Source organism: Mangrovactinospora gilvigrisea, from assembly GCF_001879105.1.
In the GTDB taxonomy this organism is placed as follows: Bacteria; Actinomycetota; Actinomycetes; order Streptomycetales; family Streptomycetaceae; genus Mangrovactinospora; species Mangrovactinospora gilvigrisea.
This window is the reverse complement of record NZ_MLCF01000043.1, coordinates 26928-51912: the sequence shown is the minus strand read 5'-3', so window position 1 is coordinate 51912 and position 24985 is coordinate 26928. Positions and strand designations below refer to the sequence as shown.

The window sequence follows — 24985 nt, the reverse complement described above, 5'->3', positions numbered from 1 at the left end:
GAGAGGAGGGACCGCATGTACAACAACATCACCTCGGGAGCCGGGGCCGGAGCCGCCGCCTCGGGCGGCGCGCTGGCCGCCACCGGAGCCTCGGTGTTCTGGTGGATCCTGGCCGCGTTCGCGCTGGTCGCGGTGGGCACCGCCATCGCGCGGATCGTGCCGCGCCGCCGCGGCTGACGTCCCCTCGGCACAGCGGGCGGGCCCCCACTCGAAGGAGTGGGGGCCCGCCCGCCTGTGCGACGGGGCCGCGCGTCAGGCCTGGGGGAGGCCCGCCAGCTGCGCCGTGATGCGCGCGATGTCGGACTCGGCCGCGGCGCGGCGGGCCCGGATCTTCTCCACCACCGGCTCCGGGGCCTTGGCGAGGAAGCCCTCGTTGCCGAGCTTGGCGGTGGTCTGCTTCAGCTCCTTCTCGGCCGCGTCGAGGTCCTTCTGCAGGCGCTTGCGCTCGGCGGCGACGTCGATGGCGCCGGAGAGGTCCAGCTCCACCACGGCGCCGGCCACCGGCAGGGACGCGGTGGCCGCGAAGGCTGTGCCATGGTGACCTTCCGGCTGCAGGCGGGTGAGGGAGCGCAGCGCCGGCTCGTGGGCGGCCAGCGGGGTGCCCTCCAGCGCCAGCCGGGCCGGCACCTTCTGACCCGGCTTCAGGCCCTGGTCGGAGCGGAACCGGCGGACCTCGGTGACCACCTGCTGGAGCACCGCGATCTCCTGCTCGGCGGCGGCGTCGCGGAAGCCGCTGTCGGTGGGCCACTCGGCGATCACGATCGACTCACGGCCCGTCAGGTGCGTCCACAGCGCCTCGGTGACGAAGGGGACGACGGGGTGCAGCAGCCGCAGCGTGACGTCGAGGACCTCGCCCAGCACCCGGCGGGTGGCGTCGGCCGCCGCGCCGCCCTCGTTGAGGGTGGTCTTGGAGAGCTCGACGTACCAGTCGAAGACCTCGTCCCAGGCGAAGTGGAAGAGCGCGTCCGAGAGCTTGGCGAACTGGTAGTCCTCGTAGAGCGCGTCCACCTCGGCGACGGTGGCCTGCAGCCGGGAGAGGATCCAGCGGTCCGTCGGCGACAGCTCGGCGGCCTCGGGCAGCGGGCCCTCCACGGTGGCGCCGTTCATCAGCGCGAACCGGGTGGCGTTCCAGATCTTGTTGCAGAAGTTCCGGGAGCCCTGCACCCAGTCCTCGCCGATCGGCACGTCCACGCCCGGGTTGGCGCCGCGCGCCAGGGTGAAGCGCACCGCGTCGGAGCCGTAGGCGTCCATCCAGTCCAGCGGGTTGACCGCGTTGCCGAAGGACTTCGACATCTTCTTGCCGAACTGGTCGCGGACCATGCCGTGCAGGGCGACGGTGCGGAACGGCGGGGTGCCGTCCATCGCGTAGAGCCCGAACATCATCATCCGGACGACCCAGAAGAAGAGGATGTCGTAGCCGGTGACCAGCACCGCGTTCGGATAGAACTTCTCCAGCGACGGCGTCTCCTTTGGCCAGCCCATCGTGGAGAAGGGCCACAGGCCGGAGGAGAACCAGGTGTCGAGGACGTCCGTCTCCTGGTGCCAGCCCTCGCCGGACGGCGGCTCCTCGCCCGGGCCGACGCACACCATCTCGCCGTCCGGCCCGTACCAGACCGGGATGCGGTGGCCCCACCACAGCTGCCGGGAGATGCACCAGTCGTGCAGGTTGTCGACCCACGCGAAGTAGCGGGACTCCATCTCCTTGGGGTGGATGGCGACCTCGCCGTCCCGCACCGCCTTGGAGGCGGCCTCGGCGAGCGGGCCCGTCCGCACCCACCACTGCATGGACAGCCGCGGCTCGATGGTGGTCTTGCAGCGCGAGCAGTGCCCCACGGAGTGCACATAGGGGCGCTTCTCGGCGACGATCCGGCCGTCCACGCGCAGCGCCGCGACGATGGCGCTGCGCGCCTCGAAGCGGTCCAGGCCCAGGAACGGGCCGTGCGCGGTGATGACGCCGTGCTCGTCGAGGACGGCGAGGCTCGGCAGGTCGTGCCGACGGCCGATCTCGAAGTCGTTGGGGTCGTGCGCGGGCGTCACCTTGACGGCGCCGGTGCCGAACTCGGGGTCGACGTGCGCGTCGGCGACGACCGGGATCCGACGGCCCGTCAGCGGCAGCTCGATCTCGGTGCCGACCAGGTGCCGGTACCGCTCGTCGTCGGGGTGGACGGCCACCGCGGTGTCGCCGAGCATCGTCTCGGCGCGGGTGGTGGCCACCACGATGGCGGTCTCGCCCTCGCCGTAGCGGATGGAGACCAGCTCGCCCTCGTCGTCCTGGTACTCCACCTCGATGTCGGAGATCGCGGTGAGGCAGCGCGGGCACCAGTTGATGATGCGCTCGGCGCGGTAGATCAGCTCGTCGTCGTAGAGCCGCTTGAAGATGGTCTGGACGGCCTGGGAGAGGCCCTCGTCCATGGTGAAGCGCTCGCGGGACCAGGCGACGCCGTCGCCGAGGCGGCGCATCTGCCCGGAAATCTGGCCGCCGGACTCGGCCTTCCACTTCCAGACCCGCTCGACGAAGGCCTCGCGGCCCAGGTCGTGGCGGGACTTGCCCTCCTTGGCGAGCTCCCGCTCCACCACGTTCTGGGTGGCGATGCCGGCGTGGTCCATGCCCGGCTGCCACAGCGCCTCGTAGCCCTGCATCCGCTTGCGGCGGGTGAGGGAGTCGATGAGGGTGTGCTCGAAGGCGTGGCCCAGGTGCAGGCTGCCGGTGACGTTCGGGGGCGGGATGACGATGGCGTACGGGGGCTTGTCGCTGCTCTCGTCGGCCTCGAAGTAACCAGCGGATACCCAGCGCTCGTACAGCGGGGCCTCTACCTCGGCCGGCGTGTACTGAGGGGGCAGGGTCTTCTCGTCGGCGGGGGCGCCGACCGCGGTGCGCTGGTTCGTCTCGGTCACGCCGACAAGTCTAGGGGGCGGAACACCCGGCTCCGCCCCCGGTCGGCCGCGGGGCCGACTACGCCGACTTCTCGCGGCGCTGCCGCGCGGAGGCGATGTCCCGCGGGACCAGCGTCGGGTTGACGTTCTCGCCCACCACGTCCTCGGTGATGACCACGCGCGCGACGTCCTTGCGGGACGGCACCTCGTACATCACCGACTGGAGGACCTCCTCCAGGATGGCGCGCAGCCCGCGGGCGCCGGTGCCGCGCAGGATCGCCTGGTCGGCGATGGCGTGCAGGGCCTCGGTCTCGAAGACCAGCTCGACGCCGTCCAGCTCGAAAAGCCGCTGGTACTGCTTCACCAGCGCGTTGCGCGGCTCGGTGAGGATCTGCAGCAGCGCCTCGCGGTCGAGGTTGTGGACGGTGGTGATGACGGGGAGGCGGCCGATGAACTCGGGGATCATCCCGAACTTCACCAGGTCCTCCGGCATGACGTCCTGGAACAGGTCGGACATGCCCAGCTGGCGCTTGGGGCGGATCGCGGAGCCGAAGCCCATGCCCTTGGCGCCGGACCGCGACTCGATGATCTTCTCCAGGCCGGCGAACGCGCCGCCCACGATGAAGAGCACGTTCGTGGTGTCGATCTGGATGAACTCCTGGTGCGGGTGCTTCCGCCCGCCCTGCGGCGGCACCGAGGCGGTGGTGCCCTCCAGGATCTTCAGCAGGGCCTGCTGCACGCCCTCGCCGGAGACGTCCCGGGTGATCGACGGGTTCTCGCTCTTGCGGGCGACCTTGTCGATCTCGTCGATGTAGATGATCCCCGTCTCGGCCTTCTTGACGTCGTAGTCGGCCGCCTGGATCAGCTTCAGCAGGATGTTCTCGACGTCCTCGCCGACATAGCCGGCCTCGGTCAGCGCGGTGGCGTCCGCGATGGCGAAGGGGACGTTGAGCATCCGGGCGAGCGTCTGGGCGAGCAGCGTCTTGCCGGAGCCCGTCGGGCCGAGCAGCAGGATGTTGGACTTGGCCAGTTCGATGCCGTCGTCCCCGCCGACGCCGTTCTCGCCGGCCTGGACCCGCTTGTAGTGGTTGTAGACGGCCACGGAGAGCGCCTTCTTGGCGTGCTCCTGCCCCACCACGTAGCTCTCCAGGAACTCGAAGATCTCCCGCGGCTTGGGGAGCTCCTCGAAACGCACCTCGGAGGTCTCCGAGAGCTCCTCCTCGATGATCTCGTTGCAGAGATCGATGCACTCGTCGCAGATGTACACGCCGGGACCTGCGATGAGCTTCTTCACCTGCTTCTGGCTCTTGCCGCAGAACGAGCACTTCAGCAGGTCGCCGCCGTCACCGATGCGTGCCACGGGGTGCGTCTCCTTCGGGTCGGTCCCACCGGAGGGGGCGGGCGGGGCCTTGTACCTTCTCACAGCCGACGGTACTCCCGCGGAGCGCGGTATCCACCCGTTTCGGCCGAGGCTTCTTGCTTCGATCGGGCTCGTCGCGACCGTGCGGACCGACGTCCCACGATCGAACGAGCTTCCGGGTAAAATACCGCCCTCCGCGGGCCCGTCACAGCGGCTGCGACGGATGTCTCACCTCTCGCCCGGACTCGCGCCCGGCGCGGAGGGACTCAGGACGCGACGCCGGACGCCACCTTGCGCGGCTCGGTGATCACGTCGATGAGGCCGTACTCCAGGGCCTCCTTCGCCGTGAGGTACTTGTCGCGCTCGATGTCCTTGCTGACCTCGTCGACGTCCTTCTTGGTGTCGTCGGCCAGCATCTGCTCCAGCTGGCGGCGCACCCGGAGCATCTCCTGGGCCTGGATCTCCATGTCGGAGGCCTGGCCGTACATCGAACCCGAGAGCGCCGGCTGGTGGATCATCACCTTGGCGTTCGGCAGGGCCATCCGCTTGCCCTTGGTGCCGCCGGCCAGCAGCACCGCCGCACCGGAGGCGGCCATGCCGAGGCAGACCGTCTGCACGTCCGGGTTGACGAACTGCATGGTGTCGTAGATCGCCGAGGTGGCCGAGAAGCTGCCCCCGGGCGAGTTGATGTAGAGCGAGATGTCGCGGTCCGGGTCCATCGACTCCAGGCACAGCAGCTGCGCCATGACGTCGTTGGCCACGCCGTCGTCGATCGGCACGCCGAGGAAGACGATGCGCTCCTCGTAGAGCTTGGAGTACGGGTCGTACTGCTTCCAGCCCTGGGAGGTGCGCTCCTCGAAGCGGGGCAGCACGTAGTGCCCCTGCGGCATCAGGTCGGGCGCCTCGGCACGGAGGCGGTGCGGGTCGAAGTTCATGGCTTAAGTCCTCGTGTCCTTACTGCCGGCTTGAGGGATGGCGGGGCTCAGGCGCCGGTGCCGCCGCCGCCCGGGGCGTCGGAGGCGCGGGACATGATCCCGTCGATCAGGCCGTAGTCGACGGCCTCCTGGGCGGTGAACCACTTGTCGCGGTCGCCGTCGGCGATGATCTTCTCGACGGGCTGGCCGGTGTGGTGCGACTGCAGCTCCGCCATGTGCTGCTTCGTCTTCACCAGCTCATTGGCGAGGATCTTGATGTCGGTGGCCTGGCCGCCGAGGCCGCCGAGCGGCTGGTGCATCAGGATGCGGGCGTTGGGCAGCGCGAACCGCTTGCCCGTGGTGCCCGCGGTGAGCAGGAACTGGCCCATCGACGCGGCGAAGCCCATCGCGATCGTCACGATGTCGTTCTTGATGTACTGCATCGTGTCGTAGATCGCCATGCCGGCGTAGACGGAGCCGCCGGGCGAGTTGATGTAGAGGTAGATGTCCTTGTCGGGATCGGCGGCGAGCAGCAGCAGCTGCGCGCAGATCTCGTTGGCGTTCTTCTCCTCGACCTGCGAGCCGAGGAAGATGATCCGCTCGTTCAGCAGCCGGTTGTAGATGTGGTCACCGAGACCGACACCCGACGGTTCGGCCATCTGCGGAGTCGTCATGTATCCACCTGAGAGTTGAGTAGGGCCTCGGGCCCATCGGCTCGCCATTGGCGTTACTGATGGACCCTAACCCCAGGGTCCGGCACGGCGGGGAGGAGGGCCGAGGCTGTTCGCTGGCGGCGCAACCCCCGCTGACCGGGAAGGGAGCGGGAATACGGCACGGGCCCGGCCGGGGCGGCAGCATGTGCGCCCCGGCCGGGCCCGTGCTCGGTCGGACTGACTCCGGCCGTCAGGCCTCGGTCTTCTCCTCGGCGGCGTCGGAAGCCTCGTCGGCCGTGTCGGCCGTGTCGGTCTCGTCGGCGGCGGCCTCGGTCGCCTCGGCGGCGGCGTCACCATCGGTGTCGTCGTCGTCCGAGAGGTCGACGGCGTTGCCCTCGGAGTCCGTCACCTTGGCCTGCTCCACGACCACCTGGAGCGCCTTGCCGCGGGCGACCTCGCCCACCAGCATCGGCACCTGGCCGCCCTGCACGATCTGCTGGGCGAACTGGTCGGGGGACATGCCGGAGCCGGCGGCGCGCTGCAGCAGGTGCTCGGTCAGCTCGTCCTGGCTGACGTTGAGCTGCTCCTTGGCGACGATCTCGTCCAGCACGAACTGGGTCTTGATGCCCTTGCGGGACTGCTCCTCCAGCTCGGCGGTGTACTCCTCCTCGGTCTGGCCCTGGACCTTGAGGTACTGCTCCAGCGTCATGCCCATGGGCTCCAGCTGGTGGTGCTCCAGGTTGTGCTTGCGGGTGCCGATCTCGTCCGCGAGGAGCTTCTCGGGGATCGGGACCTCGACCTTCTCGAGGTACGCCTCCAGCACCTTCTGCTGGGCGTCGGTGGCCTGCTCGTACTTCTTGGAGCTCTCCAGGCGGGTGCGGGCGTCGGCGCGCAGCTCCTCCAGGGTGTCGAACTCGGAGGCGAGCTGGGCGAAGTCGTCGTCCAGCTCGGGGAGCTCGCGCTCCTGCACCTTGCTGACCTCGACCTTGATGGAGGCGGTCCGGCCGGCGGCGGAGCCGCCCTTCAGCTCGCTCTCGAAGGTGGCGGTGCCGCCGGCCTCGATGCCGGTGACGGCCTCGTCGATGCCGTCCAGCAGCTCGCCGCTGCCGATGGTGTAGGAGACGCCCTTGGCGACGCCGTCCTCGAGGACCTCGCCGTCCACGCTCGCCTCGAGGTCGAGGACGAGCACGTCGCCCTCGGCGGCGGCCCGCTCGACCGGCTTCACCGAGGCGAAGCGGTCGCGCAGCTGGGTGATCGAGCCGTCGATGTCCTCGTCGCTCACGGCGACGGCGTCGACGGTGACCTCGATGCCCTCGTAGTCGGGGAGCTCGAGCTCGGGGCGGATGTCCACCTCGGCGGTGAACTTCAGCTCCTCGTTGTCGTTGAGCTCGGTGATGTCGACCTCGGGCTGGCCGAGGACGTTCAGCTCCGACTCGTCGACGGCCTTGCCGTAGAACTCGGGCAGGGCCTGGTTGACGGCCTCCTGCAGCACCGCCGCACGACCGAAGCGCTGGTCGATGATGCGGGCGGGGATCTTGCCCTTCCGGAAGCCCGGAACCGAGACCTGCTTGTTGATCTCCTTGTACGCCGCGTCGAGGCTGGGCTTGAGCTCCTCGAAGGGCACCTCGACGGTGAGTCGAACCCGGGTGGGGTTCAGAGTCTCCACGGCGCTCTTCACGGTTGGGTCTCCTTGGGGCTTTTCGGGTGTGTTGTCCAAGCGCGCCAACAGCCGGAACGGGCGGACGCGCAGGGCGCGGGAAGCGCGCGCGTGCCCGGCCGACAGCCGGCGAGACGTGGATGGGGACGGAGTGCAGATGGTCAATCCGGCGGCCCTCGTCGCCCCGCTTTCAGTAGGCGCGCCTTGCATCGTACCCGCCGCTCGGAGGGCCGCGCGAAACACGGGCCGGAAAGAGGACCCCGGCACCGGAAGGGCCGGGCCCTTCGACCGTCGCGGATGTGCCTGAAGTACCTGCCGCACGCCGGAATCGGCGGCGTTCTCGCTGGTCGGGGTGGCCGGATTTGAACCGACGGCCTTCCGCTCCCAAAGCGGACGCGCTACCAAGCTGCGCCACACCCCGTCGGGACCAGCACGTAGCGTACATGCCCGGCGGGCCGCCGCGCCCGCAATAAAGGAGTGTGCGCGGAAGTCGGGGTAGCCGCTAGGCTGAGCCCCGCTCCACCGGCAGCCGGGCCGCACGGCTTGTGTATGTTGGGGGCAGCGCTGCGGACGTAGCTCAATGGTAGAGCCCCAGTCTTCCAAACTGGATACGCGGGTTCGATTCCCGTCGTCCGCTCCGATGTGACTCGGCCTCAGCCCCCGTCAGGGGGTTGGGGCCGTTTCCGTGTGGCGGGTGCGGAGGGCTTCCAGGGTCTCCTCGGACAGGCCGAGGGCGCGGCGGGCGTAGGTCTCGGGGTCGCGCCAGGTGGTGGTGAGGGCGTCGAGGGCGGCGTCGAGGTAGGCGGGGCGGACACCGATCAGGGCCTGGGCGATGTCGGGGTCGCCGCCGCCGGCGGTGAAGGGGTCGGTGAGCGGGGCGAAGGCCGCCCGGACGGCCGGGTTGACCGCGAGGAACTCGGTGCGGACGGTGGTCGCCTCGTCGGCGCCGAGGAGCAGGAGCAGCAGGCTCGCGCCCCAGCCGGTGCGGTCCTTGCCGGCCGTGCAGTGGAAGAGGAGTCCGCCGTCGGAGTCGGCGGCGGCGGCGCGGAGCAGGGTGGCGTAGGCGGCGCGGGCCGGCGCCGAGGTGACGAAGTTGCGGTAGGTGTCGACGAAGAGCCGCTCCGCCTTGCCGCCGCCCAGCACCTCGTTGGCGCGCAGCGGGTCGGCGAGCAGCAGGTCGAGGCGGACCGGGGTGTCCGCGGAGCGGGCCGCCGCGGCGGCGGTGTCGCCGATGACGTCCGCGACGATCCGGCGGGCGCCCGCCGGGACGCGGTCCGGGGCGTATTCGCGCTCGGCCTCCGTGCGCAGGTCGACGACGGTGGAGACGCGCAGGCCGGCCGCCACCGGGTCGCGCTCCGCGTCGAGGCGTCCGAGGTCGCCGGAGCGGTAGAGGGTGCCCGGCCGGACGCGGGCGCCGCCGGCCAGCGGCAGGCCGCCCAGGGTGCGGAGGTTGACGACGGTGGGCGCGGGGAGCGCCTGGGGGTCGGAGGCGTCCGGGGCGTCGGCGGCGGTCATGGGGAGAGGGTAGGGGTCACGGCGCGGGGAGCGGTTCGAGGGCCTTCTGCCAGTCCTCGGGGAGGGGCTGGGGCCGGCCCGCGGCGAGGACGCCGCCGACGATGGCGTCCACGGTGTCGAGGTCGCCGCCGGTGGAGGCGCCCGTCCACAGGGCCTCGGTGAAGTCGTCGCGGTGGTGGGCGGCGACCCACAGGGAGAAGGGGACGGTGTCGGGCGCGCTGATCCGCGTGCCGTTGCCGAGCACGGTGGCGGCGTGCACCGGCGAGGTGCCGTCCCGGAAGCGGGAGGCGATCTCCAGGCCGGAGCGGACCTCGCCGTCCGGGGTGCGGTCGGCGATCTCCGCGAGCAGCTGCCCGCCGGCCGCGTCGGTGGCGCCGACCAGCGCCGCGGCCACCGCGACGGCGACCGCCCCGGCCACCGCCTCGGGGTGGCTGTGGGTCACCTCGGCCTGCCGGGCGGCCTCCTCGGCGGCGCGCTCGGGGCGCCCCGTCCACCAGGCGCCGAGCGGTGCCACCCGCATCGCCGCCCCGTTGCCGAAGGAGCCCTGGCCCTCGAACTGCTCGCGGGTGACCGTCCGCCAGTCCTCGCCGGCGCCGATCCGGCGCAGCACGTCGTGCATGGAGGCGCCGTAGCCGCGGTGGTCGTCGGCGCGGTACTCGGCGGCGAAGGCGGCGGCGAGCCGGTCCTGGTCGACCACGCCCCGGCCGGCGCTCAGCTCCCGGACGAGGACGACGGCCATCGCGGTGTCGTCCGTCCAGTACCAGGGGCCGGGTTGCAGCACGCGCCGGTGGAAGTCCTCCGGCGGGGCGTGGAACCACTGCTGGCCGAATGCGTCGCCGCAGGCCAGTCCGTGCAGGGAGGCGAGGGCGGAGGACAGGGCGCGGGCCGGGCCCGACGCCGGGACGCGGTGGTCGTTGCGCTCCATGGTTGCCATGGTGTCACGCCGGTGGTGCGCGAAGGCGCGTCAAGGAGCAGCGAATTCCGCACGGGGGCGCGTCAAGGAGGCATCAAGAACCGGGATCGGACGGGTCGTCAGGCGGATCATCGGCGCTCGGGGGATCGTTGGGATCCCGGGTCAGGGGGCGACGGGGGCCATGGCCGGTCACATCACCACGGGCGGACGGCAGCGCCGGCGCCGGCTGCGCGGACTGGCGGGGCTGCTGCGCCGGCCGCGCACCCTGCCGGCGCTGCTGGTGCGCGCGGGCACGGGCTGCGCGGCGCTGGCGGTGGCCGCCGGGGCGGTGCTGGCGGTGGACGCGCTGCACACCCGCGCGGACGTGAACCGGATGGGCGGCACGGACGGCCCGCAGGTCGAGGAGGCCGCGGGCATCTATCTGGCGATCAACGACATGGACGCGCAGGTCGCCAACATGCTGATGCTGGGCGCCGATCGGACCTTCGCCGCCGAGCGGGCGGACGACCAGCGCCGCTACCGGGCGGCCCGCTCGGTGCTCGACAGCGATCTCCAGCAGGCCGCCGACCACGGCGGCGGCAACACCGCCGCGGCGCGGGCGGTGGTGCGGGTGCTGGACGGCTCGGGCGACTACCAGGCGGCCGCGGCGCGGGCGCTGCAGCTGGACGACGCGGCGCACGCCCCGGCCGGCGCCCCGCCCGCCGCGGCGGTCGCCCAGTACCGGACGGCCACCGACATGCTGCGCGGGCCCGACGGGCTGCTCGCCTCGGCGCAGGCGCTGATCGACGCCAACAACCGGGCGATGCTGGCCGATTACGACGCCCGGCACGCCGCGCTGGGGGCGGCCGCCGGCTGGACCGCGGGCCTGGGCGGGGCGGCGCTGCTGGCGCTGCTCGCCCTCCAGGTGCACCTGGCGCGGAGCTTCGGCCGGATCCTCAACCCGGCGCTGGCCGCGGCCACCGCGGCGGTGCTCTTCGTGCTCGCCGGCGGCATCGCCTGGGCCTCGTGGACGCGCGGCGACCTGCACCGGATGCGCCACGACGCGTTCGACTCGGTGGTGGCGCTGAGCAGCGCGCGGGCCACCGCGCACGACGCCAACGCGGACGAGAGCCGCTATCTGCTGGACCGGGGGCGGCGGGCGGAGTACGAGGCGTCGTACCTGGCGAAGGAGCAGCGGCTGGCGTCGGTGGGGCGGGTGCCGTCGGTGGACGACTACCGGGGCGACTACAGCGGCGATCGGGCGGCCTATCTGACCGACCACGGCAACCGGCTCTTCGGCGGGGACCTGCGCCGCGAGGTGGACAACATCACCTTTCCCGGGGAGCAGCGCGCCGCGGTCGGGATCCTCAACAGCTACCAGGTCTACATCGACGACGACCTGCGGATCCGGCAGTTGGAGCGGGCCGGGAAGGTGCGGCAGGCCGTCGCCTTCTGCACCGACTGGGGCTCCGGCGGCTCCAACTGGGCGTTCGCCCGGCTGGACGGTGCCCTGCGGGCCGATCTCGCCATCAACCGGGGGGTGTTCGAGTCGACGGCGGCGCACGGGGCGTCCGCGGCGACCGCGCTGGCCCCGGCGGTCGCGGGGGCCGCGCTGCTGGCGGCGGTGCTGGTGCCGGTCGGACTGCGGCCGCGGCTGCGGGAGTTCGAGGGCTGAGCGGTCCGGCGGGGCCCTCAGGAGACGCGGGCCGCGAGGATCTCCGAGAGCCGGCGGGCGTGCAGCGGGCAGCCGATGATCGGGTCCTCCATGGCCCGCGCCCGGCGCAGGCAGCCCTCGGCGGCCTCGTCCTCGGGGCTGTAGACCACCAGCCGCTTCTCCGGCACCCCGCGGATGTCCATCGAGGTGGCGGTGACCGGGATGACGCCCTCGGCGGGGTGCCGGACCCGCTTGACGTGCGCGGCCCCCTCGGCGACGTCCTGCCGCTCCCACATCTCAGCGAACTCGGCGCTGGCGAGGCGCAGTTCGACGAGGAACTCCTCCCAGTGCGGCTCCCCCACGTGCCGGCCGTAGGCGCCGCGCAGCGAGGCGGCGAGGTGCCGCAGCTCGGGCTCGCGCTCGCCGTAGCTGTGGCAGCAGGACGGGGTGACGAAGGAGCGCCAGACGATGTTGCGGCGGCGGTCGGGGCGGCCCGGGTCGAGCAGGGCGACGCCGGGGAAGAGCGCGAGGTACCCCTCGTTCCAGTCGTGCAGATCCATCCGCGCGTCGTAGACGCAGGCGGGCAGCGGGTCGAGCGCGCGCAGGATGCCGGCGACCTCGGGCGGCAGGGTGGCGTCCGGGTCGGTGCCGCAGGCGGCCGGGACGGGGACGCCGGCGAGGCGGTAGAGGTGGGCGCGCTCGGCGGCGTCCATCCGCAGGGTGCGGCACACCGCGTCCAGCACCTGGGGGCTGGCGTTGATGGGGCGGCCCTGCTCCAGCCACGTGTACCAGGTGATGCCGACGCCGGCGAGCTGCGCGACCTCCTCGCGGCGCAGGCCGGGGGTGCGGCGGCGCGGGCCGGGCGGCAGGCCGACGTCCGCCGGGGTGATCCGGGCGCGGCGGCTGCGCAGGAAGCGGGCCAGCTCGCCGCGCCGGTCCGGGCGGTCGGGGCGCGCGGCGCCGGGGGCGCGGGGGCGGCGGTCGGTGCTGTCCACACGACGATTGTGCGCCACGGGGCGCGCGGCCGGGCGGCTGAAGGGGGTGCTGCGGATACCCGTGTCCGCAGGCTCTAACTACCCGTATGGGAACGGCCGCACGCTCGTGCCATGGCGACGAACACGACAACGACCCAAGGGAACGGGGCAGCGACGGCCGGCCGGCCGCTCCCGGTGCGGCAGCGACGACGGACGCGTCCGGGAGCGGTGCTGGCCACCGTACTGGTGGGCCAGTTCATGGCGCTCCTGGACGCCTTCATCGTCAATGTGGCGGCCCCCGACATCAGGACGGAACTGCACGCGTCCGGCGCGGCGCTGCAGCTGATCATCTCCGGCTACACCATCACCTACGCGGTGCTGCTGATCACCGGTGCCCGGCTGGGCGCGCGGGTCGGGCACCGGCGGATGTTCCTGATCGGCATCGCGCTCTTCACCGCGGCCTCGCTGGCCTGCGGGGTGGCCACCGGCAGCGGCGAGCTGATCGCCTACCGGCTGGTGCAGGGGGCGGGGTCGGCGCTGGCCATCCCCCAGGTGCTGACGATGATCCAGCGGACGTACACCGAGCCGGAGCGGCGGACGCGGGCGCTGAACGCGTACTCCGCGGTGATCGCGGTGGGCGCGGCGGCCGGCCAGGTGATCGGCGGGGTACTGGTGACGGCGGACGTCCTCGGGCTGAGCTGGCGTCCGGTCTTCCTGGTGAACGTGCCGATCGGCGTGGTGCTGCTGATCTGCGGCGCGCGGGTGCTGCCGGCGCACGAACGGCCGGAGCGGCCGGGCCCGTTGGACCTCGGCGGGCTGGTGACGCTGGCGCTGGCCGTGACGCTGCTGGTGGTGCCGCTGGTGCTGGGGCAGCAGCAGGGCTGGCCGCTGTGGTGCGTGCTGTGCCTGGCCGGCGTGGTGCCGGCGGGGCTGCTCTTCGGGCTGGTGGAGGCGCGCGCGACGCGGCGCGGCGAGGCGCCGCTGGTGTCCGGGCGGGTGCTGCGGACGCCGGGGATCGGCTGGGCGGTGGGCGCGCTGATGGTGGCGATGGCCGGGACCGCCGGGCTGACGTTCGCGGTGCAGCTGCAGCTGCAGGGCGTGCTCGGCGAGTCGGCGCTGCACGCGGGGCTGACGTTCCTGCCGCAGGCGCTGCTCTTCGGGGTGGTCGGGCTGGGCTGGAAGCGGCTGCCGGCGCGGATGCGGGGGTGGCTGGTACCGCTCGGGTTCGCGGTGGCCGGGCCCGCGTTCGCGGTGGACGGGGGGCTGCTGCGGAACGGCTGGGACGGGGGCGCGTGGCTGTTCGCGGCGCTGGCGGTGACGGGGATCGGCGTGGGGGCGGCGTTCTCGCCGCTGCTGACGGTGGCGCTGGGGCGGGTGCGGCCGCAGGACGCGGCGGACGCGAGCGGGATGCTGGTGACGGCGAATCAGCTGGGGCTGCTGCTGGGGGTGGCGGTGTTCGGGACGCTCTACCTGAATCTCGGCGCGGGCGGGCATGCGGTGTTCGTCACGATGCTTGCCGCCGGTGCCGGGCTCGCGGTGATCGGGGTGACGGCGGGGCTGCGGTTGCGCCGGCTTGCCGCTCGCGGTTGACGCGGTGCGGTGTGCGTCAGGGGGGTGGGGGGTCGGGTTGGCAGGTGGGGCACCAGTAGGTGATGCGGTCGCGTGGCGGGGCGCCCTGGTGGGCGGCGGCGACGAGGGTGCCGCAGCGCAGGCAGGGGCGTCCCCCGCGGCCGTAGACCCAGTGGCGGCGCCCCGGGCGGGTGTCGCCGGTGGTGACGTGGCCGCTGCGGGCCTTGTTGGCGTCCAGCAGCCGGTGCGCCAGCCCGACCATCCGGTCGAGCCGCTCCACCTCCCCCACCGGGGTGAACGGGCTGACGCCCCGCAGGAAGCACAGCTCGCATTTGTAGACATTGCCGACCCCGGCGAGGTTCTCCTGGTCCAGGAGCGCCTCGCCGATCTGCCGCGCCGGCTCCGCCGAGAGCCGGCGCACCGCCTCGTCCTGCGCCGGCCCGCCCCAGTCCGGGGCGAGCAGGTCGGGGCCGAGCCGGCCGAGCGCCGTCTCCTCCTCCACGGTGTGCAGGAGTTCGACCACGGGCAGCCGGTAGCCGACCGCGATGCGGTCCTCGGTGGCGAGCACCGCGCGGACGTCGCTTATCGGCCCGCCGTACCAGCGCTGGCCGGTGCGGAAGACGCGCCACGCGCCGTCCATCCGCAGATGCGTGTGGAGCGTCCAGCCGCCCTGAAGCCGCGTCAGCAGGTGCTTGCCCCGGGAGGTGACGTCCCGCACCTCACGGCCGGTGAGGTCGGCGGTGGCCAGCTGCGGCACGCGCAGGTCGGCCACGACGAGACGCCGCCCGGCGAGCGCCTCGCGCAATCGCCGGGCGGTCAACCAGACGGTGTCGCCTTCGGGCATGACCCCATCATGCCGGGACGGAGCATCGTTCGGCGGTCCCGTCACCAGCCTGCCGCCGAGCGTGCACCCGAGGTTCACCTGCCTGTTCGAGCAGGCCGGCCGCGGGGCGCCGGAGGGCGACGACGCGTCAGAGGCTGATCCCGTTGATCATTCTGGCGATCTGGGAGATGAAGGTGCGGATACCGGGGGCGACGCCGGTGGACGCCAGGAAGAAGCCGAAGAGTGCCGCGATGAGCGCAGGTCCGAGCTTGATGGACTTGGCGCGGATCATCACCACCAATATGACGGCAGTCAACAGCACCAGGGAGAGTGAAACGGCCACGAGTACTTCACTTCCTCATGCGAAGTCGACGCGGTGACGGGACCGGAGGTGACACCGCACACTGGGACAAGCCTAGAGCTGCCCCTGTTCTACCACTGACGGGGGATCAACATGCAGGCCGATATAGGACGTTCACGAACGCGGGTCCTTAGATCGCACAGTTGACGCAAAGTAGACATTCGGCGGATTCCGTCGAGTCGGCTTTACCCGCCGCCACATCCGCCACTACGGTCTGCCGCGATGTCCTCGAGTCTCGCCCGTGATCAATCCGTGTCCCCTACCGTTCCGGCCGCGCCCGCGCCGGACGGCGCCCCGGTCGGCGCCCCGACCGACGCTGCGGCCCGTCCCGCCGCAGCAGCCCCGGCCCCGCGCGAGCGGGACGCCTTCTTCGACAACGCCAAGTTCGTCGTGATCGTCCTGGTCGTGATGGGCCACACCTGGGAGCCCCTGCGCGACGCCTCGCACACGCTCAAGGCGCTCTATCTCTTCGTCTACTCGTTCCACATGCCGGTGATGATCGTCGCCGCCGGCTACATGGCGAAGAACTTCGACTCCCAGCCGCGGCGGATCAAGAAGCTGATCACCGGGATCGCCGTCCCGTACGTGGTCTTCGAGACGGCCTACACGCTCGTCATCAACGCGACGGAGGGCGGGGACCACCCGCTCAGCCTCTACGACCCGCTGTGGCTCACCTGGTTCCTGCTGGCCCTGTTCATCTGGCGGCTGCTGGCGCCGATCTGGCGGGTCGTCCGCTGGCCGCTGGCGGTGGCCGTGGTGATCTCGCTGCTCTCCAGCCTGACGCAGCTGCCGGACGCGCTGGAGCTGTACCGGACACTGGAGCTGCTGCCGTTCTTCGTCGCCGGCATGGTGCTGCGGCGCGAGCACTTCAGCTGGCTGCATCGGCGCGGGGTGCGGATCGCCGCGGTGGCGGTGCTCGCGGGCGCGGCCGGGATGGCGTACCTGGCGGCGCCGTACGACGTCATGGAGTTCTTCTTCTGGCGGACGGGGCGGCCCGGGTTCCCCGAGATGGGCTTCGCCCACTGGGCGGTGCTGCGGGTGGCGTGCCTGGGGTGCGCGGCGGTGGCGACGGCGGCGGTGCTGGCCCTCGTGCCGGAGCGGCGGACGTGGTACACGCGGCTGGGCGAGGGGACGATGTACACCTACCTGCTGCACGGCTTCCTGGTGAAGCTGGCCGCGTACGCGGGGCTGTACGACATGGCGTTCGTGCACAAGCCGCTGGGCATTGCCGCGGTGACGGTGGTCGCCGCGGGGGTGGCGGTGGCGCTGACGACCGTTCCGGTGCGGAAATGCTTCCGCTGGGTGATGGAGCCCCGGCTGGAGTGGGCGTTCAGGTAGCGGTGGGCGCCGTGGCCCGGGTGGGTGCGGCGTCGGCGTTGCCGGTCGCCGTCAGGCGTTCCGGCCGCGGCCGGGGCCCCGCCGCTCGGTGCCGCCGTCAGGCGGCGGAGCGGCGGAGGAGGAGGACGGCCCGGTCGTCGTTGACGTCCTTGGCGACCGCGTCCATCAGGCGCCAGGCGGCTCCGTTGAGGGCCGGGCCGGCGGAGAGCAGGACGTCGGCGGCGCCGGTGAGGCGGTCGATGCCCTCGCTGAGGTCGCGCCCCGGCGCCTCCACCATGCCGTCGGTGTAGAGCAGCAGCGAATCGCCCGGCTCCAGCCGCCCGCGGGAGCCGACGAACTTGGCCTCCCCGTAGACGCCCAGCAGCGGCCCCTCTGCCTCCACCTGCGTCCACTGCCCCGAGCCGCCGCTCCGGTGCAGGCCCGGCAGGTGCCCCGCCGACAGCAGCTCGAAGTCGCCGTTGTGCAGGTCCAGCACCAGGTGGACGGCGGTGGCGAAGCCCTCGTCCCAGTCCTGCCGCAGGATGTAGCCGTTGGCCGCCGGCAGGAAGTCGTGCGGCGGCAGCGAGCCCACCAGCCCGCCGAACGCGCCGGACATCAGCAGCGCCCGCGAGCCGGCGTCCATGCCCTTGCCGGAGACGTCCGTGAGCACGGCCTCCAGCAGGCGGCCGCCGCCCGTCCGGGAGGCCACCACGAAGTCGCCGGAGAAGGACTGCCCGCCCGCCGGGCGCAGCGCGATGTCCGACTCCCAGCCGGACGGCAGCTCCGGGATGCGGCTCTGCACGCGCAGCCGCTCGCGCAGGTCGAAGAGCATCGAGCTGCCGCGCCGCCACGGCACGCCCACCCGGTTGCGGAACTGGGCGAGCACCAGGCCGGCCGCCGCCACCGCGGCCACCACCAGCACGCTGCCCGGGAAGACCAGGTGCGCGCGGCCGCTTCCCATCCGGTCCAGCAGCACCGCCTCCGCGCACATCCCCGCGACCGCGGCGAGGTAGACGGCGCCCAGGCTGACCGGGCGGAGCAGCAGCGCACCGGCGATCAGCGGCAGGACGAGGGCGGTGGGCGGGCACCAGCCGGGGAACAGCACGGTGAGGCAGGTGAGGACGGGGACCGCGGCGATCAACGAGAGCAGCGCCCCGGTGTCGGAGGCGCTGCCGCGGAAGTAGTCGACGAGGACACGACGCAGCCGACGATGGCCCTTGCGGACCAGGCGTCGGGTCCGGGCCACCGCCATCGCGAATCCGCCCGGCGCGCGTTCCACCACCGGTGACCCTACCGACTGGGGTGGGCCTGCGTCGATGCGCAGGACCTCGTCCCGGTCGGTCTCCGGTGCGACTGTGCTGCGGTTCACGCTGGACTCACCCTCGACTCACCCTCGTCCCCGCTCCTTCCGGTCCGCAGCCGCGGCGAAAAGGCGTTCGACCCCCGTCCCCGGGACTGCTACGAAGGGGGACATGACGACACCGACCAGCGCATCCGGCAGCACCGGCGCACCCTCCGGGACGACTCCGTCCCCCGCACCGTCCAACGCGTCAGGGGCATCCGCCGGTTCCCTCCCGGACCTTCCGATCCGCACCCTTTCTGCGGATGAGCTGCAGTCGGCGGTCGACCGGGCGCTGGAGTCGTTCCTCGAGGAGGAGGAGCCGGAGGAGCGCGACGTCTGGAACGCGCTCTTCGAACCGGCGCGCACCTACGCGGCGTTCGACGGCAAGCGGATCGCCTCCACCGCGGGCTCCTTCGCGTTCCGGCTCACCGTCCCGGGCGGCGGCGACCCGGTCGCCGCGGCGGGCGTGACCATGGTCACGGTCGGCGCCGAGTACCGGCGGCGCGGCCTGCTGCGCTCGATGATGCGCCGTCAACTGGACGACGTGCGGGCCGCGGGCGAGCCGCTCGCCGTGCTGATGGCCTCCGAGGGCTCCATCTACGGGCGGTTCGGCTACGGGCTCGCCTCGCGCTCGGTGCAGGCGACGGTGCAGCGGCGCCGCGCCTCGGTGCTGGAGGTGCCGGGCATCGACGACTACCGGCTGCGGCGCGCGGACACCGAGGAGTCGCTGCCGCAGTGCGAGCGGGTGCATGCGCGGGTGGTGCCGACGCGTCCGGGGATGCCGGTGCGCGGCGAGCGGTGGGAGCGGCTGGCGGTGCTGGACGCGCCGGGCGCGCGGCACGGGGCGGTGCCGCTGCGCACGGTGCTGGCCGAGCGGGCCTCGGACGGCGAGGTCGTCGGGTACGCGCGGTACTCCGGGAAGATGGGCGTGGACGAGGGCGGCAACGCCGAGGGCACGCTGAAGGTGAAGGACGTCGAGGCGGTGGAGCCGGCGGCGTATGCGGCGCTGTGGCGGCATCTGCTGGCGATGGACCTGGTCCGGGACGTGGAGACGCGGCGGCCGTCGGACGATCCGCTGTTCGCGCTGCTGTCGGATGTGCGGCTGGCGCGGTCGGTGCTGCGGGACGACCTGTATGTGCGGCTGGTGGACGTGGGGGCGGCGTTGGCCGCGCGGCGGTACGCGCGGGAGGTGGACGTCGTCCTGGAGGTGGCGGACGCGTTCTGCGGGTGGAATGCGGGGCGGTGGCGGTTGCGGGGCGGGCCGCAGGGGGCGGCGTGCGCGCGGACGGATGATGCGGCGGACGTGGTGCTGTCCGTGCGGGAGCTGGGGGCGGCGTACCTGGGGTCGGGGTTCGCGTCGCTGCGGGGGCTTGCGGACGCGGGGCGGGTGGTGGAGGTGACGCCGGGTGCGGTCGCCGCGCTGAGCGCGGCGTTCGCCTCGGAGCGCGAGCCGTGGATGCCGCACGGGTTCTGACGTCACGGTCGCGGCGGTGCCCTGTTGGCCGTCCCTCCTCCTGTCAGGGTTGGCAGGTGGGGCACCAGAAGAGGTTGCGGGAGTCCAGGGGGCGGGTGGCGATGGGGGTGCCGCAGATGTGGCACGTGTCGCCGGCGCGGCGGTAGACGTAGACCTCGCCGCCGTGGTCGTCGACGCGCGGGGGCCGGCCCATCGCGGCCGGCTCGTGCTCGGGGCGGACCGTGTCGATGCGGTTGCGGCGGACGCCCTCCGCCATCAACCCGACCAGGTCGTCCCAGAGTTCGCGCCACCGCTCCCCGCCCAGCTCGCGTCCGGGGGTGAAGGGGTCGACGCCGTGGCGGAAGAGCACCTCCGCCCGGTAGACGTTGCCGACGCCGGCGAGGACCTGCTGGTCCATCAGGAGCGCCGCGATCGGCCGGCCGCTGCGGCCGATCCGCCGCCAGGCGGTCGCCGCGCCGTCGGCGCGGTCGGAGGCCCGCAGCGGGTCGGGTCCCAGCCGGGCGTGGACGCGGGCCTTCTCGGCGTCGGTGACGAGGGCGCAGAGCTGCGGCCCCCGCAGGTCCGCGCGCCCGCCCGGACCGGTGATGCGGAGGCGGACCTGGCCGCCGGTGTCGCCGTCGAAGCGGACGGTGCCGATGAGGCCGAGGTGGATGTGGATCCAGCGGCCCGCGCCGAAGCCGATGAAGAGGTGCTTGCCGTGCGCCTCGGCGCCCTCCAGCACGGATCCGTCCAGCAGCGCCGCCGAGGAGGCGAAGCGCCCCTGCGGGCTGCCGACGGAGACGGCATCGCCGCCGAACCGGGTCCCGAGGTCGGCGGCGAGGCGGTGCAGGGTGTGGCCCTCGGGCACGGCGGGGCGTCCCCCTACTGCCCGGGCAGGGGCGGCAGTTCGCCCTTGCGCTCGTAGGTGGAGAGCATGTCGATGCGCCGGCTGTGCCGCGGCTCGTGCGAGTACGGGGTGGCGAGGAAGACCTCGACGAACGCGGTCGCCTCGTCCAGCTCGTGCATCCGGGCGCCGACGCTCACCACGTTGGCGTTGTTGTGCTCGCGGCCGAGGCGGGCCGTCTCGTTGGACCAGGCGAGCGCGCAGCGGACGCCCTCGACCTTGTTGGCGGCGATCGCCTCGCCGTTGCCGGAGCCGCCGATGACGACCCCCAGCGCGGCCGGGTCGGCGGCGGTGCGCTCGGCGGCGCGGAGCACGAACGGGGGGTAGTCGTCCTCGCCGTCGTAGACGTCCGGACCGCAGTCGATCGGCTCGTGGCCGTGCTCGGTGAGCCACTGCACCAGGTGCTGCTTGAGTTCGTAGCCCGCGTGGTCGGAGCCCAGGTAGACACGCATGGACAGAGTGTGGCACGGCGGACGCCGCAGGGGCGCACTGACGGCCTGTCAGTACGCCCCTGAGGTGCGACGGGTCGGTGCCGGCGGGTGGTGCGGCGGGTGGTGGGGGGTCAGCCGCGCTCGCCGCGGCCGACCAGCTTCCAGGCCGTCGGCAGCAGCCCGGCGGCGAGCACCAGCTTCACCGCGTCGCCGATCAGGAAGGGGACGGCGCCGAGCGCCAGGCCCTTGGCGAGGCCGACGTGCACGGAGGCCATCAGCCACGGCACGCCGACGGCGTAGATCGCGAGGCTGCCGAGCGCCATCACGCCGGCGGTGCGCAGCACCGTGCGGTCGCCGCCGCGCCGGGCCAGCGCGCCGACCAGGGCGGCGGCGAAGGGGTAGGCGAGCAGGTAGCCGAAGCTGGCGCCCGCCGAGCCGGACGACCCGCCGGCGAACCAGGGCAGCCCGGCCATGCCGAGCAGCACGTACAGCGCGAGGGAGGCGAAGCCGCGGCGGGCGCCGAGGGAGGTGCCGACCAGCAGCACGGCGAAGGTCTGCCCGGTGACGGGGACGGGGGTGCCGGGGAGGTGCACGGAGAGCTGGGCGGCGGCCCCGGTGAGGGCCGCTCCCCCGGCGACCAGGGCGGCGTCGCGCACCAGGGCGGGGACCGCCGCGCGGGTGCGCCGTCCGACGGCGTCGGAGAGGACGTCGGCGAGGACGTGGCCGGGGCGGGCGGTGGCCGCGGCGAGGCTCATGGGGTTCCCCCTTCGTCAGGGACTCGGGACCGTGGGCGGGACCCTTAGGACTCTAACGGCGGGGCGCGGACCCCCGGCCTCCCCGAGATCACAAAACCCGGCCCCGGCTGTTGGTGGGGTTCTGACAGCAGCCGGGGCCGGGCGCGACGAGCGGGCGGTGCGGGGCTTCAGCCCTGGTACTCGGTGGGGAGGTTGGCGAAGTCGGGGCCCTTGGTGCGGGTGCGCTTCAGCTCGAAGAAGCCGGGGACGGAGGCCATCGCCACCGCGCCGTCCCACAGCCGCGCGGCCTGCTCTCCCTCGGGCGCCGGGGTGACGACGGGGCCGAAGAAGGCGACGCGGTCGCCGTCCGCGCCGTCCACGGCGATCACCGGGGTGCCGACCTCCTGGCCGACGAGGCCGATGCCGCGGCCGTGCGAGGCGCGCACCGCCGCGTCGTACTCGGTGGAGTCGGCGGCCGCGGCCAGCTCGGCCGGCAGGCCGACGTCGGCGAGCGCGCCGGCGATGGAGTCCGGGCCGAGGCCCTCGCCGCGGTTGTGGTTGCGGATGCCGACCGCGGTGTAGAAGCGGCCCATCGCCTCCTTGCCGAACTTCTCCTCGATCGCGGCGCAGACCCGGACGGGCCCCCAGCCGCGGGCGATCATCTCCTTGTAGTCATCGGAGATGTCCTCCTTGTCCTCGTTGAGCACGGACAGGCTCATGATGTTCCACCGCAGCTCGACGGGGCGGACCTTCTCCACCTCGAGCATCCAGCGGGAGGTCATCCAGGCCCACGGGCACAGCGGGTCGAACCAGAAATCGACCGTCTTCTTCTCCGCGACGTCGCTCATTCCGGGTGTCTCCTCTCGTCGAACCGCACAACCGGCACGGCCGCGCATCCATTCCGACATGAAAGGATGGCGGAGAATCGCGAAGCAGCGGCCACGAATGGGTGAAGGAGCAGGCAAGGTGCCGGGAGCGAACCTCGCACGCGAGGAGGCCCAGGAGCGGGCCGCCATGCTGGACGTCGACCGCTACGAGGTCGACCTCGACCTGTCGGGAGCACCGGATCCGGAGCGCCCCGCCTATCGCTCCGTCAGCACGATCCGCTTCCGGTGCTCGCGGCCCGGTGCCGAAACCTTCCTCGACCTGCTCGCCCCCGAGGTGGAGTCGGTCGTCCTCAACGGCCGCGCACTCGACCCGGCCGAGGTCTTCGACGGCACCCGGGTGCGGCTGGAGGGCCTGGCGGCGGAGAACACCGTCACGGTGACGGCGCAGTGCGCCTACAGCCGCAGCGGCGAGGGCCTGCACCGGTTCGCCGACCCGGAGGACGGCGAGACCTACCTCTACACCCAGTACGAGCCGGCCGACGCGCGGCGCGTCTTCGCCAACTTCGAGCAGCCCGACCTGAAGGCCTCGTTCGCCTTCACGGTGACGGCCCCGGCCGGCTGGACGGTGCTCTCCAACACCGCCGCCGCGGAGCCATCGGCGACCACGGGGACGACGGCGACCTGGACGTTCCCGCCCACCGAGCGGATCTCCACCTACATCACGGCGATCATCGCCGGCCCCTACCACCGGGCCGGCGACCACTACACGCGCACCTTCGAGGACGGCACCGAGCTGGAGATCCCGCTCGGCGCGTTCTGCCGGAAGGCGCTCGCCCCGCACTTCGACGCCGACGAGGTCTTCACGGTCACCAAGCAGGGCCTGGACTTCTTCCACGAGCGCTTCGACTTCCCGTACCCGTTCGGCAAGTACGACCAGGTGTTCGTCCCCGAGTACAACCTCGGCGCGATGGAGAACCCGGGCTGCGTCACCTTCACCGAGGAGTACGTCTTCCGCGGGCGGACCACCGACTCCGCGCACCAGGGCCGGGCCAACACGATCCTCCACGAGATGGCCCACATGTGGTTCGGCGACCTGGTCACCATGGAGTGGTGGGACGACCTGTGGCTCAAGGAGTCGTTCGCCGACTTCATGGGCGCCTTCGCGCTGGACGGCGCGACCCGCTGGCACGGCTCCGCGTGGGTGACGTTCGCCAACCGCCGCAAGGCGTGGGCCTACCGGGCCGACCAGCTGCCCTCCACGCACCCGATCACCGCCGACATCCCGGACCTGGAGGCGGCGAAGCTCAACTTCGACGGGATCACCTACGCCAAGGGCGCGTCGGTGCTCAAGCAGCTGGTGGCCTACGTCGGCCAGGAGGAGTTCCTGGAGGGCGCGCGCCGCTACTTCAAGCGCCACGCCTACGGCAACACCCGGCTGGGCGACCTGCTCTCCGCGCTGGAGGAGACCTCGGGCCGCGACCTCGCCTCCTGGTCCAAGGCATGGCTGCAGACGGCCGGCGTCAACGTGCTCACCCCGCGGGTGAGCTATGCGGAGGACGACACCGTCGCCTCCTTCGAGGTGGTGCAGGACGCGGCCGTCGAGGCGCTGCCGGCGCTGCGGCCGCACCGGATCGTGGTCGGCGTCTACGAGGCGGGCCGGGACGGCCGCCTGGTGCGGACGGCCCGTCACGAGCTGGACGTGGACGGCCCGGTGACGGCCGTTCCGGAGCTGGTCGGCCGGCCCCGCCCGGACCTGGTGCTGCTCAACGACGAGGACCTCACCTTCGCCAAGGTGCGCTTCGACGAGGACTCGCTGGCCACCCTGCGCTCCTCGCTCGGCGACATCGAGGACCGGCTGGCCCGGGCGCTCGCCTGGTCGGCGCTGTGGAACATGACGCGGGACGGGGTGCTGCCGGCCCGCGAGTTCCTCGACATCGTGCAGCGCTTCGCCGGCCGGGAGACCGAGATCGGCGTGCTGCAGCAGGTGCACGCGCAGGCGGTGACGGCGCTGGAGCTGTACGCCGACCCGTCGGGCGTCGCGGACGCGCGGCACGCGCTGGCCGCGGCGGCGCGGGCCGCGCTGCGGGCGGCCGAGCCGGGCAGCGGGCACCAGCTGGCGTGGGCGCGGTTCTTCGCGGCGGTGGCCGACCGCGAGGACGAGTTCGCGACGCTGCGGGCGCTGCGGGACGGCAGTGAGGCGGTGGAGGGCCTGGAGGTCGACACCGAGCTGCGCTGGACGCTGCTGGAGCCGCTGGTCTCCGCGGGCGTCGAGGGGGGCTCGGCGGAGGACGTCGAGGCGGAGGCGCGCCGCGACGCGACGGCGAGCGGGGCGCGGCACCGCGCCCGTCTGCTGGCCACGCGGCCCGATGCGGACGTCAAGCGGGAGGCGTGGGCGTCGGTGGTCGACGACGACGCGCTGACGAACGCGATCGCCGGCGAGATCATCGACGGGTTCAACCGGGCCTCGCAGGTGGCGCTGACGGCGGAGTACGCGGAGCCGTACTTCGAGGCGCTGGAGCGGGTGTGGGGGGACCGGTCGATCGAGATGGCGATGCGGGTGGTGCGGGGGCTGTACCCGCGGTACCTGGTGTCGCAGCCGACGCTGGAGCTGACGGATCGCTGGCTGGAGGGTCATCCGGGGGCGCCCGCCGCGCTGCGGCGGTTGGTGGTCGAGGCCCGCGACGACCTGGCGCGGGCGCTGACCGCCCGTCGGGCGGACGCGTCGCTCTGA

General features: G+C 72.9%; 21 protein-coding genes and 2 tRNA genes. 7 read left to right on the top strand and 16 right to left on the bottom strand.

Going from position 1 to position 24985, the window contains the following annotated elements; translation table 11 throughout:
- Nucleotides 1-15 precede the first annotated feature (15 nt).
- Nucleotides 16-177, top strand: coding sequence for a hypothetical protein (locus tag BIV57_RS25060; RefSeq protein WP_175548710.1), 162 nt, complete (start codon nt 16-18; stop codon nt 175-177).
- 75 nt (nt 178-252) lie between these two features.
- On the opposite strand, the gene BIV57_RS09340 is transcribed toward BIV57_RS25060, so the two are convergent.
- From BIV57_RS09340 to BIV57_RS09315, 6 genes are all read right to left on the bottom strand, one after another.
- Nucleotides 253-2895 (bottom strand): valine--tRNA ligase, encoded by a 2643-nt coding sequence (locus BIV57_RS09340; protein WP_071656230.1) that lies wholly within the window; start codon nt 2893-2895, stop codon nt 253-255.
- 58 nt (nt 2896-2953) lie between these two features.
- Nucleotides 2954-4234: an ATP-dependent Clp protease ATP-binding subunit ClpX gene (gene clpX / locus BIV57_RS09335; protein ID WP_071656229.1), complete on the bottom strand. Its 1281-nt coding sequence runs from the start codon at nt 4232-4234 to the stop codon at nt 2954-2956.
- Between the two features lie 266 nt (nt 4235-4500).
- Complete coding sequence (locus BIV57_RS09330) at nt 4501-5169, bottom strand: ATP-dependent Clp protease proteolytic subunit (protein ID WP_071656228.1); 669 nt, start codon at nt 5167-5169, stop codon at nt 4501-4503.
- Between the two features lie 47 nt (nt 5170-5216).
- Nucleotides 5217-5822 (bottom strand): ATP-dependent Clp protease proteolytic subunit, encoded by a 606-nt coding sequence (locus tag BIV57_RS09325; protein ID WP_071656227.1) that lies wholly within the window; start codon nt 5820-5822, stop codon nt 5217-5219.
- A 229-nt stretch (nt 5823-6051) separates the two neighbouring features.
- Nucleotides 6052-7479 carry a trigger factor gene (gene tig, locus BIV57_RS09320; RefSeq protein WP_071656226.1) on the bottom strand — a complete coding sequence of 476 codons (1428 nt, stop codon included), beginning with the start codon at nt 7477-7479 and terminating at the stop codon, nt 6052-6054.
- A gap of 323 nt (nt 7480-7802) precedes the next feature.
- Nucleotides 7803-7879, bottom strand: a tRNA-Pro gene (locus tag BIV57_RS09315).
- A gap of 145 nt (nt 7880-8024) precedes the next feature.
- Between BIV57_RS09315 and BIV57_RS09310 the strand changes: the two genes are divergently transcribed.
- Nucleotides 8025-8095: transfer RNA gene (locus tag BIV57_RS09310), tRNA-Gly, on the top strand.
- Between the two features lie 26 nt (nt 8096-8121).
- Here the strand turns inward: BIV57_RS09310 and BIV57_RS09305 are convergent.
- Both BIV57_RS09305 and BIV57_RS09300 read right to left on the bottom strand, forming a co-directional pair.
- Nucleotides 8122-8973, bottom strand: coding sequence for a tyrosine-protein phosphatase (locus tag BIV57_RS09305; protein WP_071656225.1), 852 nt, complete (start codon nt 8971-8973; stop codon nt 8122-8124).
- Between the two features lie 16 nt (nt 8974-8989).
- Nucleotides 8990-9898 carry an ADP-ribosylglycohydrolase family protein gene (locus BIV57_RS09300; RefSeq protein ID WP_071656224.1) on the bottom strand — a complete coding sequence of 303 codons (909 nt, stop codon included), beginning with the start codon at nt 9896-9898 and terminating at the stop codon, nt 8990-8992.
- 169 nt (nt 9899-10067) lie between these two features.
- Between BIV57_RS09300 and BIV57_RS09295 the strand changes: the two genes are divergently transcribed.
- Nucleotides 10068-11540: a hypothetical protein gene (locus BIV57_RS09295; RefSeq protein ID WP_071656223.1), complete on the top strand. Its 1473-nt coding sequence runs from the start codon at nt 10068-10070 to the stop codon at nt 11538-11540.
- A 17-nt stretch (nt 11541-11557) separates the two neighbouring features.
- On the opposite strand, the gene BIV57_RS09290 is transcribed toward BIV57_RS09295, so the two are convergent.
- Nucleotides 11558-12514: a helix-turn-helix transcriptional regulator gene (locus BIV57_RS09290; protein WP_071656222.1), complete on the bottom strand. Its 957-nt coding sequence runs from the start codon at nt 12512-12514 to the stop codon at nt 11558-11560.
- Nucleotides 12515-12721: 207 nt separating this feature from the next.
- Between BIV57_RS09290 and BIV57_RS09285 the strand changes: the two genes are divergently transcribed.
- On the top strand, nt 12722-14083 hold the full coding sequence (locus BIV57_RS09285; RefSeq protein ID WP_071656221.1) for an MFS transporter: 1362 nt from the start codon (nt 12722-12724) through the stop codon (nt 14081-14083).
- Nucleotides 14084-14099: 16 nt separating this feature from the next.
- Here BIV57_RS09285 and BIV57_RS09280 read toward each other — a convergent pair whose 3' ends face one another.
- The gene (locus BIV57_RS09280) at nt 14100-14906 is read right to left on the bottom strand and encodes an Fpg/Nei family DNA glycosylase (protein WP_071656220.1); all 807 of its coding nucleotides are present in this window, start codon (nt 14904-14906) and stop codon (nt 14100-14102) included.
- Between the two features lie 127 nt (nt 14907-15033).
- A complete protein-coding gene (locus BIV57_RS09275) occupies nt 15034-15228 on the bottom strand; it encodes a hypothetical protein (protein ID WP_071656219.1) in 195 nt (64 codons plus the stop codon).
- A gap of 270 nt (nt 15229-15498) precedes the next feature.
- Here BIV57_RS09275 and BIV57_RS09270 point away from each other — a divergent pair, with 270 nt between their 5' ends.
- A complete protein-coding gene (locus BIV57_RS09270; RefSeq protein WP_245797496.1) occupies nt 15499-16584 on the top strand; it encodes an acyltransferase family protein in 1086 nt (361 codons plus the stop codon).
- A gap of 97 nt (nt 16585-16681) precedes the next feature.
- Here the strand turns inward: BIV57_RS09270 and BIV57_RS09265 are convergent, their stop codons facing one another.
- A complete protein-coding gene (locus tag BIV57_RS09265) occupies nt 16682-17815 on the bottom strand; it encodes a PP2C family protein-serine/threonine phosphatase (RefSeq protein ID WP_071656217.1) in 1134 nt (377 codons plus the stop codon).
- Between the two features lie 220 nt (nt 17816-18035).
- On the opposite strand from BIV57_RS09265, the gene BIV57_RS09260 reads away from it, so the two are divergent.
- Nucleotides 18036-19379, top strand: a complete 1344-nt coding sequence (locus tag BIV57_RS09260; protein WP_079170171.1) for a GNAT family N-acetyltransferase — start codon at nt 18036-18038, stop codon at nt 19377-19379.
- Between the two features lie 43 nt (nt 19380-19422).
- On the opposite strand, the gene BIV57_RS09255 is transcribed toward BIV57_RS09260, so the two are convergent.
- The 4 genes from BIV57_RS09255 to BIV57_RS09240 form a co-directional block, all read right to left on the bottom strand.
- The gene (locus BIV57_RS09255; RefSeq protein WP_071656216.1) at nt 19423-20226 is read right to left on the bottom strand and encodes an Fpg/Nei family DNA glycosylase; all 804 of its coding nucleotides are present in this window, start codon (nt 20224-20226) and stop codon (nt 19423-19425) included.
- Nucleotides 20227-20240: 14 nt separating this feature from the next.
- Nucleotides 20241-20714, bottom strand: a complete 474-nt coding sequence (locus tag BIV57_RS09250; RefSeq protein WP_071656215.1) for a ribose-5-phosphate isomerase — start codon at nt 20712-20714, stop codon at nt 20241-20243.
- A gap of 110 nt (nt 20715-20824) precedes the next feature.
- The gene (locus tag BIV57_RS09245; protein WP_071656214.1) at nt 20825-21448 is read right to left on the bottom strand and encodes a biotin transporter BioY; all 624 of its coding nucleotides are present in this window, start codon (nt 21446-21448) and stop codon (nt 20825-20827) included.
- 167 nt (nt 21449-21615) lie between these two features.
- Nucleotides 21616-22275 carry a mycothiol-dependent nitroreductase Rv2466c family protein gene (locus tag BIV57_RS09240; RefSeq protein ID WP_071656213.1) on the bottom strand — a complete coding sequence of 220 codons (660 nt, stop codon included), beginning with the start codon at nt 22273-22275 and terminating at the stop codon, nt 21616-21618.
- Between the two features lie 118 nt (nt 22276-22393).
- On the opposite strand from BIV57_RS09240, the gene pepN reads away from it, so the two are divergent.
- The gene (pepN, locus tag BIV57_RS09235) at nt 22394-24985 is read left to right on the top strand and encodes an aminopeptidase N (protein ID WP_071656212.1); all 2592 of its coding nucleotides are present in this window, start codon (nt 22394-22396) and stop codon (nt 24983-24985) included.